This window comes from Pseudomonas sp. B3G-3, from assembly GCF_028640915.1.
GTDB lineage: Bacteria > Pseudomonadota > Gammaproteobacteria > Pseudomonadales > Pseudomonadaceae > Aquipseudomonas > Aquipseudomonas chlororaphis_I.
Map to the genome: position 1 here is coordinate 211,379 of NZ_JAQZAB010000064.1, position 16,323 is coordinate 227,701.

Annotated in this window: 15 protein-coding genes and 1 pseudogene; 9 read left to right on the forward strand and 7 right to left on the reverse strand. The window is 64.2% G+C overall.

Going from position 1 to position 16,323, the window contains the following annotated elements; genetic code table 11:
* Nucleotides 1-4: 4 nt before the first annotated feature.
* Together hexR and PVZ80_RS04910 are read left to right on the forward strand one after the other, a co-directional pair.
* Nucleotides 5-871 (forward strand): transcriptional regulator HexR, encoded by an 867-nt coding sequence (gene hexR / locus PVZ80_RS04905; RefSeq protein ID WP_007927594.1) that lies wholly within the window; start codon nt 5-7, stop codon nt 869-871.
* Between the two features lie 240 nt (nt 872-1,111).
* Nucleotides 1,112-1,324, forward strand: a complete 213-nt coding sequence (locus PVZ80_RS04910) for a PA3496 family putative envelope integrity protein (protein WP_007927592.1) — start codon at nt 1,112-1,114, stop codon at nt 1,322-1,324.
* On the opposite strand, the gene PVZ80_RS04915 is transcribed toward PVZ80_RS04910, so the two are convergent.
* Nucleotides 1,266-2,228, reverse strand: coding sequence for a LysR family transcriptional regulator (locus PVZ80_RS04915; RefSeq protein ID WP_028683627.1), 963 nt, complete (start codon nt 2,226-2,228; stop codon nt 1,266-1,268). The two genes, PVZ80_RS04910 and PVZ80_RS04915, sit on opposite strands and share 59 nt — an antisense overlap.
* Before the next feature lie 190 nt (nt 2,229-2,418).
* Here PVZ80_RS04915 and PVZ80_RS04920 point away from each other — a divergent pair, with 190 nt between their 5' ends.
* From PVZ80_RS04920 to PVZ80_RS04935, 4 genes and pseudogenes are all read left to right on the forward strand, one after another.
* The gene (locus PVZ80_RS04920; RefSeq protein WP_007927582.1) at nt 2,419-3,834 is read left to right on the forward strand and encodes an acetyl-CoA carboxylase biotin carboxylase subunit; all 1,416 of its coding nucleotides are present in this window, start codon (nt 2,419-2,421) and stop codon (nt 3,832-3,834) included.
* A 98-nt stretch (nt 3,835-3,932) separates the two neighbouring features.
* Complete coding sequence (gene oadA / locus PVZ80_RS04925) at nt 3,933-5,741, forward strand: sodium-extruding oxaloacetate decarboxylase subunit alpha (RefSeq protein ID WP_009051629.1); 1,809 nt, start codon at nt 3,933-3,935, stop codon at nt 5,739-5,741.
* A 304-nt stretch (nt 5,742-6,045) separates the two neighbouring features.
* Nucleotides 6,046-7,320, forward strand: a complete 1,275-nt coding sequence (locus PVZ80_RS04930; RefSeq protein ID WP_009051628.1) for a type II toxin-antitoxin system HipA family toxin — start codon at nt 6,046-6,048, stop codon at nt 7,318-7,320.
* A pseudogene (locus PVZ80_RS04935) lies at nt 7,317-7,580 on the forward strand (helix-turn-helix domain-containing protein); the annotation flags it as partial. The gene PVZ80_RS04930 and the pseudogene PVZ80_RS04935, both read left to right, overlap by 4 nt.
* A gap of 90 nt (nt 7,581-7,670) precedes the next feature.
* Here the strand turns inward: PVZ80_RS04935 and PVZ80_RS04940 are convergent.
* Both PVZ80_RS04940 and PVZ80_RS04945 read right to left on the reverse strand, forming a co-directional pair.
* On the reverse strand, nt 7,671-8,507 hold the full coding sequence (locus PVZ80_RS04940) for an amino acid ABC transporter permease (protein WP_028683631.1): 837 nt from the start codon (nt 8,505-8,507) through the stop codon (nt 7,671-7,673).
* Nucleotides 8,504-9,325 carry an ABC transporter substrate-binding protein gene (locus PVZ80_RS04945; RefSeq protein WP_009051625.1) on the reverse strand — a complete coding sequence of 274 codons (822 nt, stop codon included), beginning with the start codon at nt 9,323-9,325 and terminating at the stop codon, nt 8,504-8,506. Before PVZ80_RS04945 ends, PVZ80_RS04940 begins: the two co-directional genes overlap by 4 nt.
* 111 nt (nt 9,326-9,436) lie before the next feature.
* Here PVZ80_RS04945 and PVZ80_RS04950 point away from each other — a divergent pair, with 111 nt between their 5' ends.
* Nucleotides 9,437-10,336 carry a homocysteine S-methyltransferase family protein gene (locus tag PVZ80_RS04950; RefSeq protein WP_009051624.1) on the forward strand — a complete coding sequence of 300 codons (900 nt, stop codon included), beginning with the start codon at nt 9,437-9,439 and terminating at the stop codon, nt 10,334-10,336.
* A 116-nt stretch (nt 10,337-10,452) separates the two neighbouring features.
* On the opposite strand, the gene PVZ80_RS04955 is transcribed toward PVZ80_RS04950, so the two are convergent.
* Genes PVZ80_RS04955 through PVZ80_RS04965 form a run of 3 tightly spaced genes read right to left on the reverse strand, consistent with a single transcriptional unit; the run spans nt 10,453 to nt 12,221 of the window.
* Complete coding sequence (locus PVZ80_RS04955; RefSeq protein ID WP_009051623.1) at nt 10,453-11,124, reverse strand: GNAT family N-acetyltransferase; 672 nt, start codon at nt 11,122-11,124, stop codon at nt 10,453-10,455.
* A gap of 18 nt (nt 11,125-11,142) precedes the next feature.
* Entirely contained in the window at nt 11,143-11,589 is a 447-nt protein-coding gene (locus PVZ80_RS04960) for a GNAT family N-acetyltransferase (RefSeq protein ID WP_009051622.1), read from the reverse strand.
* Nucleotides 11,586-12,221, reverse strand: a complete 636-nt coding sequence (locus tag PVZ80_RS04965) for an FMN-binding negative transcriptional regulator (RefSeq protein ID WP_103331572.1) — start codon at nt 12,219-12,221, stop codon at nt 11,586-11,588. Before PVZ80_RS04965 ends, PVZ80_RS04960 begins: the two co-directional genes overlap by 4 nt.
* 124 nt (nt 12,222-12,345) lie before the next feature.
* Between PVZ80_RS04965 and pdxR the strand changes: the two genes are divergently transcribed.
* Together pdxR and PVZ80_RS04975 are read left to right on the forward strand one after the other, a co-directional pair.
* Nucleotides 12,346-13,908 carry a MocR-like pyridoxine biosynthesis transcription factor PdxR gene (pdxR, locus tag PVZ80_RS04970; RefSeq protein ID WP_273863484.1) on the forward strand — a complete coding sequence of 521 codons (1,563 nt, stop codon included), beginning with the start codon at nt 12,346-12,348 and terminating at the stop codon, nt 13,906-13,908.
* A gap of 39 nt (nt 13,909-13,947) precedes the next feature.
* Entirely contained in the window at nt 13,948-15,159 is a 1,212-nt protein-coding gene (locus PVZ80_RS04975; protein ID WP_016704009.1) for a YeeE/YedE family protein, read from the forward strand.
* A 141-nt stretch (nt 15,160-15,300) separates the two neighbouring features.
* Here the strand turns inward: PVZ80_RS04975 and PVZ80_RS04980 are convergent.
* On the reverse strand, nt 15,301-16,323 hold a 1,023-nt coding region (locus PVZ80_RS04980), incomplete at its 5' end, for a polyamine ABC transporter substrate-binding protein (protein ID WP_273863485.1).

A 16,323-nucleotide genomic window follows, 5' to 3' on the forward strand; every position in this document is an offset into this window, starting at 1 on the left:
CCCTTTGAATCTGTTGCAGCACATCGCCCAATCACGCCATCTCTTGCGCAAGTCGGAGCTCAAGGTCGCCGATCATGTGCTGCTCGACCCTGCGGCTGTGATGCACAGTTCCATGGCCGACCTGGCCCACAGCGTGGGTATCAGCGAGCCGACCATTGTGCGCTTCTGCCGGGCCATCGGCTGCTCGGGTTTCCAGGACCTGAAGCTCAAGCTGGCCCAGAGCCTGGCTGCCGGGGCGAGCTTCGGCCAGTTCGCGATTCATGAAGACGACTCGGTCGCCGACTACAGCCTGAAGATCTTCGACACCACCCTGCACACCCTGATGGAGGTTCGCGAGAAGCTCGATCCGGTGGAGTTGCAGCGGGCGGTGACCCTCATGTCCCAGGCCCAGCGCGTGGAGTTCTACGGCTTCGGCGCTTCCGGCGCGGTGGCGGCGGATGCCCAGCACAAGTTCTTCCGCCTGCTGCTGACCGCGGCGGCCTATTCCGACCCGCATATGCAGGCAATGTCGGCGGTGACCCTCAAGCCCACCGACGTGGCGATCTGCATTTCCCAGTCCGGGCGTTCCAAGGACCTGCTGATCACCGCCAACCTGGTGCGTGAAAGCGGCGCCTCGCTGATCACCCTGTGCCCGAGCCAGACCCCGCTGGCCGAGCTGTCGACCGTGAACCTGGCGATCGACGTGCACGAAGACACCGAGATCTACACCCCGCTGACCTCGCGTATCGCCCACCTGGTGGTGATCGACGTCCTGGCGATGGGCGTGGCCATGGCCCGCGGCCCGAGCCTGGTCAACCACCTCAAGAGCGTCAAGCGCAGCCTTCGCAGCCTGCGCCTGTCGCCCAAGTCGGTCAAAGCGCTTGACGATTGAACGCTGCACCTCATCGTCGGGCGTCCTCCTGTAGGAGCGAGCTTGCTCGCGAACAATCATCAACAATGATGCGGTGTCGCGGGATGAACCGCCGCTTCGCGGCTATCGCGAGCAAGCTCGCTCCTACAAGGGAATCGGGCGTCATACGGCAGCTTTCATCGTCCTGTCATGGAGCCGCCGCCAAACCGTAACGCCTGACGTCCATCGTGAAGCTCCCGTACTCGCATTGGGAGACTCGAAATGGCCCGGCCTTACGAAGAGAGCAGCAGCGCAGTCAAAACCCGTCGTCAGCAGGAAGACCAGCGCCGCATGGAATTTCGCCGCGCGATCGAACATCGCTGTGAGCTGCGCCGTCTGCAGCAGGAAATCAACGACTACCCCGAGCTGGACGCCGTCAATTACTGGCAGGCAGCCTCGGCAGCTTCCCGTCAAAACGTTCAACAAGCCCGCTGATCTGCACCCGTTCGCTGCGGATAAACCCCAGGAACGCATGCGCTACCGGTGACAGGCGTTTAGCCTTGGCCTGCACCAGGCACCAGCTGCGATACAACGGCAGCTCTTCGACCGGCAACTCGACGAGTCCCCCGGTCGCCAACTCAAGGTTCAGGGCGTGGCGCGTCAACAGCGCCACGCCCAGACCCGCCAGCACACACTCGCGCTGCGCCTCGGCCGACGACACTTCCAGGGTCTGGGTGAAGTGCACGCGCTTTTCCTTGAAATACTCCTCGCAGGCCAGGCGCGTGCCCGAACCCTGTTCGCGCACCAGCAGGTTGTAGGGCTCCAGGTCCTGCAGGCGCAGCGGCCCCAGGTGGCACAGCGGGTGGTCGGGCGGCGCCACGGCGACGATCGGGTTGTTGAGGAACGGCAGGAATTCCAGGCCCATGTCCTGCGGGACCATCGACATGATCACCAGGTCGTCGCGGTTGTCCGAGAGGCGGCGGATCACCTGGCCCCGGTTGACCACCGTCAGTTGCAGGTTGACCTCAGGGTGCTGGCGCTTGAAGGCGGCGAACAGGTGCGGCACGAAGTACTTGGCGCTGGATTCCACCGCCAGCTTCAGCTGGCCCTGCAAGGAACCCTGCATGTCCGACAGCTGCATGTCGAGGTTCTCCAGGCGTCCGAAGATGTCGCGGCTGGCCCGCTGCAGCGCCTCGGCGGCCTCGGTCATGTAGAGCTTCTTGCCGACGTAATCGAACAAGGGCTGGCCGATCAGCTCTTCCAGCTGGCGAATCTGCAGGCTGACAGCGGGCTGGGTGAGAGACATTTCGTCGGCCGCCCGGCTGTAGGAGCGCAGATCGCAGACCTCATTGAAAATCTGCAATTGGCGTAATGTCATACGCATCAAGGACTTACGCATTATCTAAGGTCTCGCGCCGAGGGCTGTCGGATCAACTATAAGTCTTTGCTTATGAGCGACCCAATAATTATTGATTTTTGTTAATTCATCGACAGGAATAGTGTGGGCCTGCGACTGGCTTGAAACATTTGGTCACGCGCCGACCCGGTCTAGCGGGTCGTCTGTTCCAACGGCTCAAGGGTACCTCCAAGTGATAAAAAAGATCCTGATCGCCAACCGTGGTGAGATTGCCGTACGAATCGTGCGTGCCTGCGCCGAGATGGGCATTCGCTCGGTCGCGATCTTCTCCGACGCCGATCGCCATGCCCTGCATGTGAAGCGCGCGGATGAAGCCCACAGCATCGGTGCCGAACCCCTGGCCGGCTACCTGAACCCGCGCAAGCTGGTGAACCTGGCAGTGGAAACCGGCTGCGACGCACTGCACCCCGGCTACGGCTTCCTTTCGGAAAACGCCGAACTGGCGGACATCTGCGCCGAACGTGGAATCAAATTCATAGGTCCATCGGCTGAAGTGATTCGCCGCATGGGCGACAAGACCGAAGCCCGCCGCAGCATGATCAAGGCTGGCGTGCCGGTTACCCCGGGCACCGAAGGCAACGTCGCCGATATCCACGAAGCCCTGAGCGAAGGCGACCGCATCGGTTACCCGGTGATGCTCAAGGCTACGTCCGGCGGTGGCGGCCGCGGCATTCGTCGCTGCAACAGCCGGGACGAACTGGAACAGGCCTTCCCTCGGGTGATTTCCGAGGCGACCAAGGCGTTCGGCTCCGCCGAAGTGTTCCTGGAAAAGTGCATCGTCAACCCCAAGCACATCGAGGCGCAGATCCTCGGCGACAGCTTCGGCAACGTGGTGCACCTGTTCGAGCGCGACTGCTCGATCCAGCGCCGCAACCAGAAACTCATCGAGATCGCCCCGAGCCCGCAACTGACCCCGGAACAGCGCGCCTACATCGGCGACCTGTCGGTGCGTGCGGCCAAGGCCGTGGGCTACGAGAACGCCGGTACCGTGGAGTTCCTGCTCGCCGACGGCGAGGTGTACTTCATGGAGATGAACACCCGGGTGCAGGTGGAACACACCATCACCGAGGAAATCACCGGCATCGACATCGTTCGCGAACAGATCCGCATCGCTTCCGGCCTGCCGCTTTCGGTGAAGCAGGAAGACATCCATCACCGTGGTTTCGCCCTGCAGTTCCGGATCAACGCCGAAGACCCGAAAAACAACTTCCTGCCGAGCTTCGGCAAGATCACCCGTTACTACGCGCCCGGCGGCCCTGGCGTGCGTACCGACACGGCGATCTACACCGGCTACACCATTCCGCCGTTCTACGACTCCATGTGCCTGAAGCTGGTGGTCTGGGCCCTGACCTGGGAAGAGGCGATGGACCGTGGCTTGCGCGCCCTGGACGACATGCGCCTGCAAGGGGTCAAGACCACCGCCGCGTATTACCAGGAAATCCTGCGTAACCCGGAATTCCGTAGCGGCCAGTTCAACACCAGCTTCGTCGAGAGCCACCCTGAACTGACCAACTACTCGATCAAGCGCAAACCCGAAGAGCTGGCCCTGGCCATCGCCGCCGCCATCGCCGCCCACGCAGGCCTTTGAATGCAGCGGCAAGCTGTGAGCGGCAAGCTGCAAGTAGAAGCAGATCAGCTTTTTCTTGCGGCTTGTAGCTTGAAGCTTGTCGCTATGAGGAGATAAGAATGTCCAAGAAGATCTTTGTTACTGACACCATCCTGCGCGACGCCCATCAATCGCTGTTGGCGACCCGCATGCGCACCGAAGACATGCTGCCGATCTGCGACAAGCTCGACAAAGTCGGCTACTGGTCGCTGGAAGTCTGGGGCGGCGCGACCTTCGACGCCTGCGTGCGCTTCCTCAAGGAAGACCCGTGGGAGCGCCTGCGCAAACTGCGCGCCGCGTTGCCCAACACCCGCCTGCAAATGCTCCTGCGCGGGCAGAACCTGCTGGGCTACCGCCATTACAGCGACGACGTGGTCAAGGCCTTCGTTGCCAAGGCGGCGGTCAACGGCATCGACGTGTTCCGCATCTTCGACGCGATGAACGACGTGCGTAACCTGCGAGTGGCCATCGAAGCGGTGAAAGCCGCCGGCAAGCACGCCCAGGGCACCATCGCCTACACCACCAGCCCGGTGCACACCATCGAGGCGTTCGTGGCCCAGGCCAAGCAGATGGAATCCATGGGTTGCGACTCGGTGGCGATCAAGGACATGGCCGGCCTGCTGACCCCTTACGCCACCGGCGAGCTGGTCAAGGCGCTGAAGGCCGAGCAGTCGCTGCCGGTGTTCGTCCACTCGCATGACACTGCTGGTTTGGCCGCGATGTGTCAGCTCAAGGCCATCGAGAACGGTGCCGACCACATCGACACCGCGATCTCCAGCTTCGCCTGGGGCACCAGCCACCCGGGCACCGAGTCGATGGTCGCCGCCCTCAAAGGCAGCGAATTCGACACCGGCCTGGACCTGGAACTGTTGCAGGAAATCGGCCTGTACTTCTACGCCGTGCGCAAGAAGTACCACCAGTTCGAAAGCGAGTTCACCGCGGTCGATACCCGGGTGCAGGTCAACCAGGTGCCGGGCGGGATGATTTCCAACCTGGCCAACCAGCTCAAGGAGCAGGGCGCCCTGAACCGCATGAACGAAGTGCTGGCGGAGATCCCGCGGGTACGTCACGACCTCGGCTACCCGCCGCTGGTGACCCCGACTTCGCAGATCGTCGGCACCCAGGCGTTCTTCAACGTGCTGGCCGGCGAGCGTTACAAGACCATCACCAACGAGGTGAAGCTGTACCTGCAAGGCGGCTACGGCAAGGCGCCGGGCGCGGTGGACGAGAAGCTGCGGCGCCAGGCCATTGGCAGCATCGATGCGATCGACGTGCGCCCGGCCGACCTGCTGAAGCCGGAAATGACCAAGTTGCGCAATGACATCGGCGCCCTGGCCAAGTCCGAAGAAGACGTGCTGACCTACGCCATGTTCCCGGACATCGGGCGCAAGTTCCTCGAAGAGCGTGAAGCCGGCACCCTGACGCCGGAAGTGCTGCTGCCGATTCCGGAAGCGGGCGGCGTGAGCTCGGCCGGCGGCGAAGGCGTACCGACCGAGTTCGTCATCGACGTGCACGGCGAGACCTACCGCGTCGACATCACCGGTGTCGGGGTGAAGGCCGAAGGCAAGCGCCACTTCTACCTGTCCATCGACGGCATGCCGGAAGAAGTGGTGTTCGAGCCGCTCAACGAGTTCGTCGGCAGCGGCAGCAGCAAGCGCAAGCAGGCTAGCGCGCCGGGCCACGTCAGCACCACCATGCCGGGCAACATCGTCGACGTGCTGGTCAAGGAAGGCGACACCGTCAAAGCCGGCCAGGCCGTATTGATCACCGAAGCCATGAAGATGGAAACCGAAGTCCAGGCGGCCATCGCCGGCAAGGTCACCGCCATCCACGTGGCCAAGGGCGACCGGGTCAACCCGGGCGAAATCCTGATCGAGATCGAAGGCTGAGTTCAGGCCTTCATCTGCAACGTTTTACCTCGGGGGGGCTACGGCCTCCCTTTTTTTGCCTGTTGCCGGGCGCTGGCGGAACAGTCCGGCGTGCCGCCGCAAGCCGCCTGAGGGGGCATTTTCAGCCTTTGGGAGGATGTTAGTTAAGTGCAATTTAATACACTTATTTCATCCTGAAGTTAATCTATCTGCATTAGAATGCACGTAATTGCCATGCGGCTCATTGAAAGTGCATCAAATTGCAGGTGATACAGTGCTTCGGCTGACGTTGCAGCTCTACCGCGCAGGGGCATGGAGCGACGCCATGACCCTGACCTTCGACAGGCCTGAACAGGGCTTCGCCAGCCCCTGCAGTTTTGGTTATGTGCAGCAGTACCTGGTGGATAACCTGGAGGCTGTTGGCAGTCCGCTGGCCCGGTCGGTCAGTGCGCAGATCCCATTGGGTTGGGAGCCTTGGCGCGAAGACCGGGCCCCGGCCTTTCTCTATGACCTTGCCCCGACAGCGGCGGCCGGGCGCTTCCTGCTGCGCCAGATTGGCCACGAGCGGCCGGACGGCATGGGCGTCGAATTGTTCCTGTTGGCCCGCTCCACGGCGGCGCCCCTCGGCAACCTGCGGGTCAAGGAGTCGCTGGCGGGGCTGCGCCGGCGTCCGGCGCTGGGGTTTTCCCGGGACCAGGTGATCGCCCTCGATAACCGCTTTCTCGAGTACGCCCATGAGCAGGGCGTGGCTTTCGGCGGTACCGCGAGCATCGGTGACCAGGCCCCCAGGCTGTTGCTGACACAGAACCCTGAGGGCCTGCTGTACCCCGACGCACTGCTCGACGATGTCTCGGCGGCGCGCCACTGGTGGGTGAAGTTCCCGCGTAACCCGGCCACGCAGAATGCCGGCGACATCCTCAGGAGCGAGTTCCACTATTACCGGGCGCTGCAGCAACTGGGCATCGATACGCTGCCGGCCGAGGGCCTAGCCCTGGAAGAGGGGCCCAGGCCCAGCCTCTGGATGCAGCGCTTTGACCGCCGGGTGACGCAGGCGGGTGTCGAGCGCCTGGCGGTGGAGTCGATCTATTCCCTGGCGGGGCTGGTGGGCCATGGCCAGGGAATGCGGCACACCGAGGTGTTGGGGATTCTTGCCGAGTTGTGGCGGTCCACGGGCCAGGAGTCGTCGATCCCAGAGCTGGTGGCGGATTACCTGCGCCGGGATCTGCTCAACAAGATCCTCGGCAACTCGTCCAACCATGGACACAACATCTCGATCATCCGCACCGAAGCTGCGGTGCAACTGGCGCCAATCTACGATCTGGCGCCCATGGTCATGGACGACGAGGGCATTACCCGGACCATCAAATGGCCCGGGCGCATGGAGGTGGCGGGTGACGTGGACTGGCGCCTGGTGTGCGCGAGCCTGAAGCCGCTGATCGACCCTGAAGCCGCCCTGGCGCGCCTGCGGGAGGATGCCGAACGGCTGCGGGCCCTGCCGGACCTGTTGAGCGCCAGTGGCTTGCCCGATGCCACCCTGAATCACCCGCGCATTCACTTGCGCCACTTGGACCGACGCCTGCAGGAGTGGGGACTGCGATGACTACAACCCTGGAAGAGCGCGGCGCGCTGATCGACAACATCCAGCAGGAGCTGGCTGCCGGCCGGTTGCCGCTGGGCGATGCGGTCAGGCGCCTGCGCACCGAAGTCACGGGGCTGCACCAGAGCCAGTTCGCCAGGATGTGCCGGCTTTCCCTGCGCACCCTGATCCACATTGAACACGGTGACGGCAATCCGACCCTCAAGTCGCTGAACGCGGTGTTCAAGCCCTTCGGTTTGCAGATGGGGGTGGTGAATGTGCAGAAAGCCAGTCGCGCCCGCTCGCTGCTCAATGATCTGGAGCGCCTGGAAAAGGGCCCGGGCATACCCGGGCCCTCGGCGCTCAACTGAGCTTCAACCGCGCTGGGCGTAAGCCTTGCCGTAATGCCTTTCCATCCGCGCCTGGATCAGTTCCAGGCCGATCGACAGCAGCCAGTAGATGATCGCCGCGGTGCTGAGCATTTCGATGTAGCGGTAGCTGGAGCGGCCATAGGACTGGGCCAGGAACATCACTTCCCAGACGCCCATCACCGAGATCAGCGACGAATCCTTGAGCATCGAGATGAACTGGTTGGTGGCCGGCGGAATGATGGTGCGCATGGCTTGCGGCAGGGTCACGCGCCAGAAGATCACGCTGTCGCGCATGCCCAGCGCCAGGGAGGCCTCGCGCTGGCCGTGAGGCACGCCGAGGATGCCGGCGCGGAAGATCTCGCTGAGGTAGGCGCCGTAGTTCAGCGACAGGGCGATGATCCCCGCGGCGATGGCGCCCGGCACCACGCCCAGCTGCGGCAGGCCGAGATAGATCAGCAGGATCTGGATCAGCAGCGGTGTGCCGCGAAAGAACGAGGCGTAGAAGCTGGCGATGCCAAAGGCCACGGCGCTTTTCGACAGCCGGGCGAGGGCGGTGACGAAGCCCAGCAGCGACGACAGCGCGATCGAGCAGAGGCAGAGGAACAGGGTCAGCGCCGCGCCTTGCAGAAAGCCGTTGGGGGCCAGGGTCACCCCGAGCAGGTTGGGCAGTTTGTCGAGGATGATCGAGAACTTCAGGTCGAAGCTCAGGAAAAAACTGGCGAACAGGCCGAACAGCACCGCCCAGGTCAGGTACAGGCGGGTGCGGAAACCGAAGAGGCGTTTGAGCGGCGGCTCGGCCAGCGTTTGTGGTGGCCGAGGTGGTTGGGAAAAAGAAGTCATTGGCTGATGTCGGCGCCGATCCATTTCTGCGAGAGCTTGCTCAGGGTGCCGTCCTGCTTCAGCTGGGCGAACACTTCACGGACCTTGGCATGCCACTGGGCGTCGCCTTTCTCGATGGCCACCGAGTTGGGCTCGGCGTACAGCGGCTCGCCGGCGAGCTTGAAGCGCGGGTCCTGGGCCAGACGCGGCTGGGCGGTCACCAGGTTGGTGAGGATCGCGTCCAGGCGCACGCCAGCGCCCAGGCCGAGGTCCTGGAAGGCCACGTTGTCGGTGTCGTAGGGGGCGATCTGTACGTTGTCGAACGGGTACTGCAACCGGGTGTCCTCGGCGCCTTCGATCACCAGGTTCTTGTTCAGGTAGCTCTCGTAGCTGGAAGCGCTGGTCAGGCCGACCTTCTTGTCGCTCAGGTCCTTGGCACCGTGGATACGGTCGTCCTTGGCGTTGACCACGATCACCGCGGGCGAGGCGTAGTACTGCACCGGGAAGTCGAAGACTTCGGCGCGGGCCTTGCTCGGGGTCATGGAGCAGATGCAGATGTCGTAGCGACCGCTCCAGCGGCCGGCGGCGATCACGTCCCAGGACGGTGTTTCCAGGCGCAGCTTCACCCCCAGTTTGTCAGCCACGGCCTTGGCCACGTCGACGTCGAAGCCATCGAGCTGGTTCTGATCGTTGAGGAAGGAGAACGGCGGGTAACTTTCCATCAGTACGCCCACCAGCTCTTTTTTCTGTTCGATACGGTCCAGGGTAGCGCCGGCAAAAGCCTGGCTGGAGGCAGCGAGAATCGTCAGGCCGAGGGCCAGCAGCGGTTTGAAATTCATGGAAGTCCCGAGCAGAAAAAAGGTTGTTATTAACCGAATGGTGCGTATTAAATAGTTATAAGAACGACTCAGATAGTGAGTTATTTTCATAAGCATATGAGTAAAGAGCATATGGGCGCAGACAGCAGGGTAATTCTGGATGGCGGCATGGGTCGTGAACTGCAACGCCGTGGGGCGCCGTTCAGGCAGCCCGAGTGGTCGGCGCTGGCCCTGAGCGAAGCGCCGCAGGCGGTGGAAGCGGTGCATGCGGCATATATCGAAAGCGGTGCCGACGTCATCACCAGCAACAGCTACGCGGTGGTGCCGTTCCACATTGGCGAAGCGCGGTTTGCCGCAGAAGGGCAGGCGCTGGCGGCCCTGGCCGGCGAGCTGGCGCGGCGTGCGGTCCAGGCTTCCGGCAAGCCGGTGCGGGTCGCCGGTTCGCTGCCGCCACTGTTCGGCTCCTATCGCCCGGACCTGTTCGAGGCCGCTCGCGCCGCGGAGTTGCTGGCGCCGCTGGTCAACGGCCTGGCCCCGCATGTCGACCTGTGGCTGGCGGAAACCCAGAGCTCCACGGTCGAGGCGCGGGCGATCCATGCCGGCCTGCCCAAGGACGGCAAGGCCTTCTGGCTATCGTTCACCTTGCACGATGAGAACCCTGACGAGGTGCCGCGCTTGCGCTCCGGCGAGCCGGTGGCGGACGCGGCGGCGGTGGCCGCCGAACTGGGGGTGGAAACCCTGCTGTTCAACTGCAGCCAGCCGGAAGTGATAGGCGCGGCGATCGACGCGGCGCGGGTAACCTTCGAGCGGCTGGGGGTGAAGATCAATATCGGCGCCTATGCCAACGCCTTCCCGCCGCAGCCGAAAGAAGCCACGGCCAACGATGGCCTCGACCCGCTGCGCGAAGACCTCGACCCACCGGGCTACCTGCAGTGGGCGGCCGACTGGCGGCAACGCGGCGCCAGCCACCTGGGCGGTTGCTGCGGTATCGGGCCGGAGCACATTGCCGTGCTGGCGCAGAAGCTGACTTAAAAGCATCGCGGGCAATCGAGCGTCGACCGGCCGCTCCTACAGGTTCAGCACCCGGCCTTAGTAGGAGCGAGGCTTGCCCGCGATGACGTCAGATCAAACACCACGGGACAAGGGCGTTACCCCCGGCACTCCACCAACCCCTTCACCTGCCCCGAACCGCTCTGGTTGTCCTCGCTCAACCAGCGCTCGAACCCGGCGCCGACCTTCGGCCACTCGGAATCGAGGATCGAATACCAGGCGGTATCGCGGTTCTGGCCCTTGACCACCATGTGCTGGCGGAACACGCCCTCGAAGCTGAAACCCAGGCGCTCGGCCGCATAACGCGAGCGGGCGTTGGCGTTGTTGCACTTCCATTCCAGGCGGCGATAACCCAGGGCGAAGGCTTCCTTGGCCAGCAGGTACACCGCTTCGGTGCTCTTGGGCGAACGCTGCATGGGCGCGCCGAAGGTGACGTGGCCGATCTCGATGCGGCCCTGGGCCGGGACGATCGACATCAGGCTGAGCAAGCCCTGCACCTGGCCGCTGGCCCGGTCGATCACGCTGAAGAAATACGGGTCGCTGTTGGCCGCGTGGTTGTTCAGCCAGTCATTGAAGGCGCTGCGTTCGGTAAAGGGGCCGTAGGGCAGGTAGTCCCACAGTTTGGGGTCGGCGCCCGGGCCCTGGAAGGCTTGCCACAGGTCGTCGGCGTGGCGCGCCGGGTCGAGTTTTTCCAGGCGGATGAAGCGCCCTTCGAGCAGGGTGGTCGACGGTGGCGGCACGCCTTGCCAGTCAGCGAGTGAGGTCGGCATGGGAATCTCCTTGAACGCTTAAAGGGCTTTGCGAAATTGAATGAAACCCGGGCGTTCGGCAATCCGTTCGTAGAGCTGGATGGCGGTGGCATTGGTTTCGTGGGTCAGCCAGTGGACCTTGCAGCAGCCGTCGGCCTTGGCGGTGGCGTAGACGAATTCGATCAGTTGGCGACCGACGCCGGTGCCGCGTTGCTCCGGGATCACCAGTAGATCCTGCAGGTAGCAGGAATTCTCGATGCTCCAGTTGGAGCGGTGGTAGATGAAATGCACCATGCCCACCGCCTGCTCGCCGTCCCAGGCCAGGGCGGCGTGGGTCGGCTCGGCGGCATCGAGGAAGCGCTGCCAGGTGCTGCGGGTGACCGCGTCGGCCAACTCGGTGTCGTAGAACCGCAGGTAGGCCTGCCACAGCGGCAGCCAGGCTGCGTGATCATTGGCGGTGACGGGACGGATCTGGATCTGGCTCATGGCTGCTCCTGGCGCATCAGTTGGGAAATGCTCTGGTCATGGGGATCGGCGCTGGCGGCCAGTCCGTCGCGCACGCCGTCGATGTCGGCGGCGGTGCGGTTCTGGCTGAGTTTGCGTTTGCCCTCCAGGCGCTGGATCGGCAGGGCGAAGCCGACGATGGCGCGCAGCATGCTGTCCATGAACTCGGCGGGGGCATCCTCGAATTTCCAGGGGCTGGCGCGGCCGGCTTCATGCTGGTTGGTCAGGGCGCTGACCACTTCGCGGATGCGCTGCGGCTCATGGAACACCTCGGCCACGCCATAGGCATGCACGCTCACGTAGTTCCAGGTCGGCACCACTTTGCCGTGCTCGGCCTTGCTCGGGTACAGCGACGGGCTGACGTAGGCCTCGGCGCCCTGGAAGATCAGCAGCGCCTCGGCGCCGTCGGCCAGTTCCTGCCATTGCGGGTTGGCCCTGGCCAGATGGCCGTAGAGGGTGCCGTACGGGCCCTGGTCCGGGGCGAACAACAGCGGCAGGTGATTGGCCTGCAGGCCGCGTTCCCCGTAGGTCACCAGGGTGGCCAGGCGGGTTTCCCCGATCAGCTGGTGCAGGGTGGGCAGGTCTTCTTCGGCGAAAGCGCGGGGTAGGTACATGGAAAAATATCCTTGGCGAATGGCTGCATCCTAGGCAGGCTATTGGTCTGTTGTAAGAGCCATCTTTGGTCATTTTCATAGGTCCATTTGATCGCTCTATCCCGCCGCTCAGAGGGGCAAGCCCATGAACAGCCCGACATTGCCGCTTTCCTTCAACCCCGCCGGTATCGAGCTGGACCGCGGCCAGGGGCTCAGCCGCCAGCTGTACCAGGCGTTGCGCCAGCGGGTGCTGGACGGCCGGCTGGCCAGCGGCACGCGGCTGCCGGCCAGCCGCGATCTGGCGGCGGCTCTGGAGATTTCCCGCAACAGCGTGGTGCGCGCCTACGACCAGCTGTACGCCGAGGGTTTTATCGAAGGCCGGGTCGGCGACGGCACCTATGTGGCGCAATTGCCCGAGAGCCGGCTGCCGATCAAAAAGTCGGCGAAAAATTTATCCACAAAAGTGTCCACAGGGTTATCACCAGGCTTACCCACAGGGTTATCCACAAAAAGCGCGAATTTACCTGGGATTACATCCAGTAAAGTTATCCACAGTGAGGCGTTGGAGCGGGTCGAACAGCATCATCTGTCGACTCCGCAAAGCGGTCTGCCACGGGCTTTTCGGGTGGGGATTCCGGCCTTCGATCTGTTTCCGTTCGAGGTCTGGGCCAAGCTGAATGCGGCTTTCTGGCGCAAGCCGGATCTGGGCCAGCTGTGTTATGGCGATTCGGCCGGCGAAGAACGTCTGCGCGGGCTGATCGCGGCTTACCTGCGCAGTTCGCGCGGTATGCAATGCAGCGCTGAACAAATTGTGATCACCAGTGGTGCACAACAGGGCATAAGCCTTTGTGCACAGTTGCTGGTGAACCCCGGCGACGGCGTGGCTGTGGAAAACCCCGGCTATCGGGCGGCGGGGCATGCCTTCGCGATTGCCGGCGCGCGCCTGCACGGGGTGGCGGTGGACAACGAGGGCTTCGACTGTGCAGCCCTGGCGGGCCTGAGCGATTGCCGCCTGGCCTATGTCACGCCGTCCCACCAGTACCCCACCGGGGTGACCCTGAGCCTGGCCCGGCGCCTGGAACTGCTGGCCTGGGCCGAGCGCAGCAACGGCTGGATAGTCGAGGACGACTATGACGGCGAGTACCGCTACAGCGGGGCGCCGCTGGCACCTTTGGCGGCCCTCGACCGCCAGGGGCGGGTGCTGTACGTCGGTACCTTCGGCAAGGTCGCGTTCCCGGCCTTGCGCCTGGGTTACCTGGTGTTGCCGCCGGCGCTGGTGCAGCCCTTCACCCAGCGCCGGGCGGTGGATGTGCGCCACTCCGAGGTCAGCACCCAGGCGGTGATGGCCGAATTCATGGCCGCCGGGCATTTCCAGCGGCATATCCGGCGCATGCGCCGCGCCGCCTTGAGCCGGCGCAATGCCTTGCTGGCCGGCTGGCCTGTGGATATTCCCGGGGTGGGCAAGATGCCGAACGTGGCGGCGGGCCTGCACCTGACGATCCCGGTGGACAGCCTGGCCCGGGAGCAGGAGCTGGTGGCGCAAGCCGCGGCGGTGGATGTGGAAATCAATGGCCTGAGCAACTACTGGTTGCCGGATTCGCCGCTGCCGCGGGACCAGCGCGCGGGGCTGGTGCTGGGCTTCGCCGCTGTGCCCGAGACCGCTATCGCCTGTGCCCTGGAGCGTCTGCGTCGGGCCTGGGGCGTGTGATGGCTATACTCGCGGCCATTGTCTTTGCCGAGAACCCTTATGAGCCTGACTCTTTCCGCGGCGCCCGAACGCAAGTTCGGCGCGCCCTTGTTCGCTTTGATCGTGCTGCTGGCCGGCGCTGTATTCCTGCAGGCCCAGGTTGGCTCGCGCCAGGTGTGGCTGTTGCTGCTGGGCGCGGCCCTGGGCCTGACCCTGTATCACGCCGCCTTTGGTTTCACTTCGGCCTGGCGGGTGTTCATCCGCGATCGTCGCGGCGCCGGCCTGCGGGCGCAGATGGTCATGCTGGCGCTGGCAGTGCTGCTGTTCTTCCCGGCCCTGGGCGCGGGCAGTCTGTTCGGTTCGCCGGTCACGGGGCTGGTGGCGCCGGCCGGGATCTCGGTGATTGTCGGCGCGTTTATCTTCGGTATCGGCATGCAACTGGGCGGCGGTTGCGCATCCGGCACGCTGTTTACCGTGGGCGGCGGTAACGCACGGATGCTGGTGACCCTGCTGTTTTTCATCTGCGGTTCGCTGATCGCCACCCAGCATGTGGACTGGTGGTTCGCCTTGCCGTCGCTGCCGCCGGTTTCCATCGTGCAGCGCTTCGGTGTGGCGCCGGCATTGGGGCTCAGCCTGGGTCTTTTCGCCTTGATTGCCCTGGTCACGGTGCGCCTGGAAAAGAACCGCCACGGCGCGCTGGAAGCACCGGTCGACAGTGCGTACCAAGGCTGGCGCCGCGTGCTACGCGGGCCCTGGCCGCTGGTGTGGGGCGCGGTCGCCCTGGCCTTGCTGAACTTCGCCACCCTGGCCCTGGCCGGACGGCCCTGGGGCATCACCTCGGCGTTTGCCCTGTGGGGCGCCAAGGTCGCCAGCGGGCTGGGGGTGGATGTCGGCAGCTGGGTGTTCTGGCAGGGCGCGGCGAACGCCAAGGCCCTGGCCGCGCCGGTGTGGCAGGACATCACCAGCGTGATGGATATCGGCATCGTCTTCGGCGCCTTGCTGGCGGCGGGCCTGGCCGGGCGTTTCGCGCCGAGCCTGAAGATTCCTGCGCGTTCGCTGGTGGCGGCGGTGATCGGTGGTTTGCTGCTGGGCTACGGTTCGCGCCTGGCCTACGGTTGCAACATCGGCGCCTACTTCAGCGGCATCGCGTCCGGCAGCCTGCACGGCTGGTTGTGGCTGGTGGCGGCCTTTATCGGCAACGGCGTGGGCGTGCGCCTGCGGCCGTGGTTCTTTGCCGAGGAACGCCAGCCGCAAGGGCTGACGGGGTGTTGAATCGACCTTGAGCTTCTAGCTTCTGTAGGAGCGAGGCTTGCCCGCGATAGGGACACCGCGGTGTATCGGCCACACCGCGTTATCGTTCATCGCGGGCAATCGAGCGTCGACCGGCCGCTCCTACAGACAGGCGTCGGGCGATCAGGTCCCGGCCTTGATCTTGGTCCAGGCCCGGGTCCGCGCCCGCTCCGCGTCGCGGGGTAGCGGCTGCAAGGTGTACAGCGTGCTCATCGCCGCGTCGGTCGGGTACAGGTTGGGGTTGTTGCGGATCGCCGGATCGACCCGCTCGGTGGCGTCCTTGTTCGGGTTCGGGTAGCCGACGAAGTCGCTGACCGGGGCGATTACCTTCGGTTGCAGCAGGTAGTTGATGAAGGTGTAGGCATCGTCCGGGTTCTTCGCGCCTTTGGGGATCGCCAGCATGTCGAACCAGATCGGCGCCCCTTCCTTGGGCAGGCGCATGTCCACCACCACCCCGTTCTTGGCTTCCTTGGCGCGGTTGGCGGCCTGGGAGAAGCTGCCGGAATACCCCACCGCCACGCAGATGTCGCCGTTGGCGATGTCGGCCATGTACTTGGACGAATGGAAGTAGGTGACGTAGGGGCGGATCTTCAGCAGCAGCGCTTCGGCCTTGGCGTAGTCCGCCGGCTGCTTGCTGTTGGGGTCCAGGCCCAGGTGCTGCAGGGCCAGCGGCAGGATCTCCGACGGCGAGTCGAGCAGGGCCACGCCGCACTGCTTGAGCTTGCTGATGTTCTCTTCCTTGAAGATCAGGTCCCAGCTGTCCACCGGCGCGTTCTCGCCGAGGGCGGCCTTGACCTTGGCCGGGTTGAAGCCGATCAGGATGGTGCCGTACATGTAGGGCACGGCGAACTTATTGCCCGGGTCGTTGGCTTCGATCAGCTTCATCAGCTTGGGATCGAGGTGGTTCCAGTTCGGCAGCTTGCTACGGTCCAGCGGCTGGAACACCCCGGCCTCGATCTGCTTGGCGAGGAACACGTTGGACGGCACCACCACGTCGTAGCCGGAGTTGCCGGTCAGCAGCTTGGCCTCCAGCGCCTCGTTGGTGTCGAAGATGTCGTAGACCAGCTTGACCTGGCTGTTCTCGGCCTTGAAGTCTTCCAGGGCCTTGGGGGTGATGTAGTCGAACCAGTTGTAGACACGCAGGGT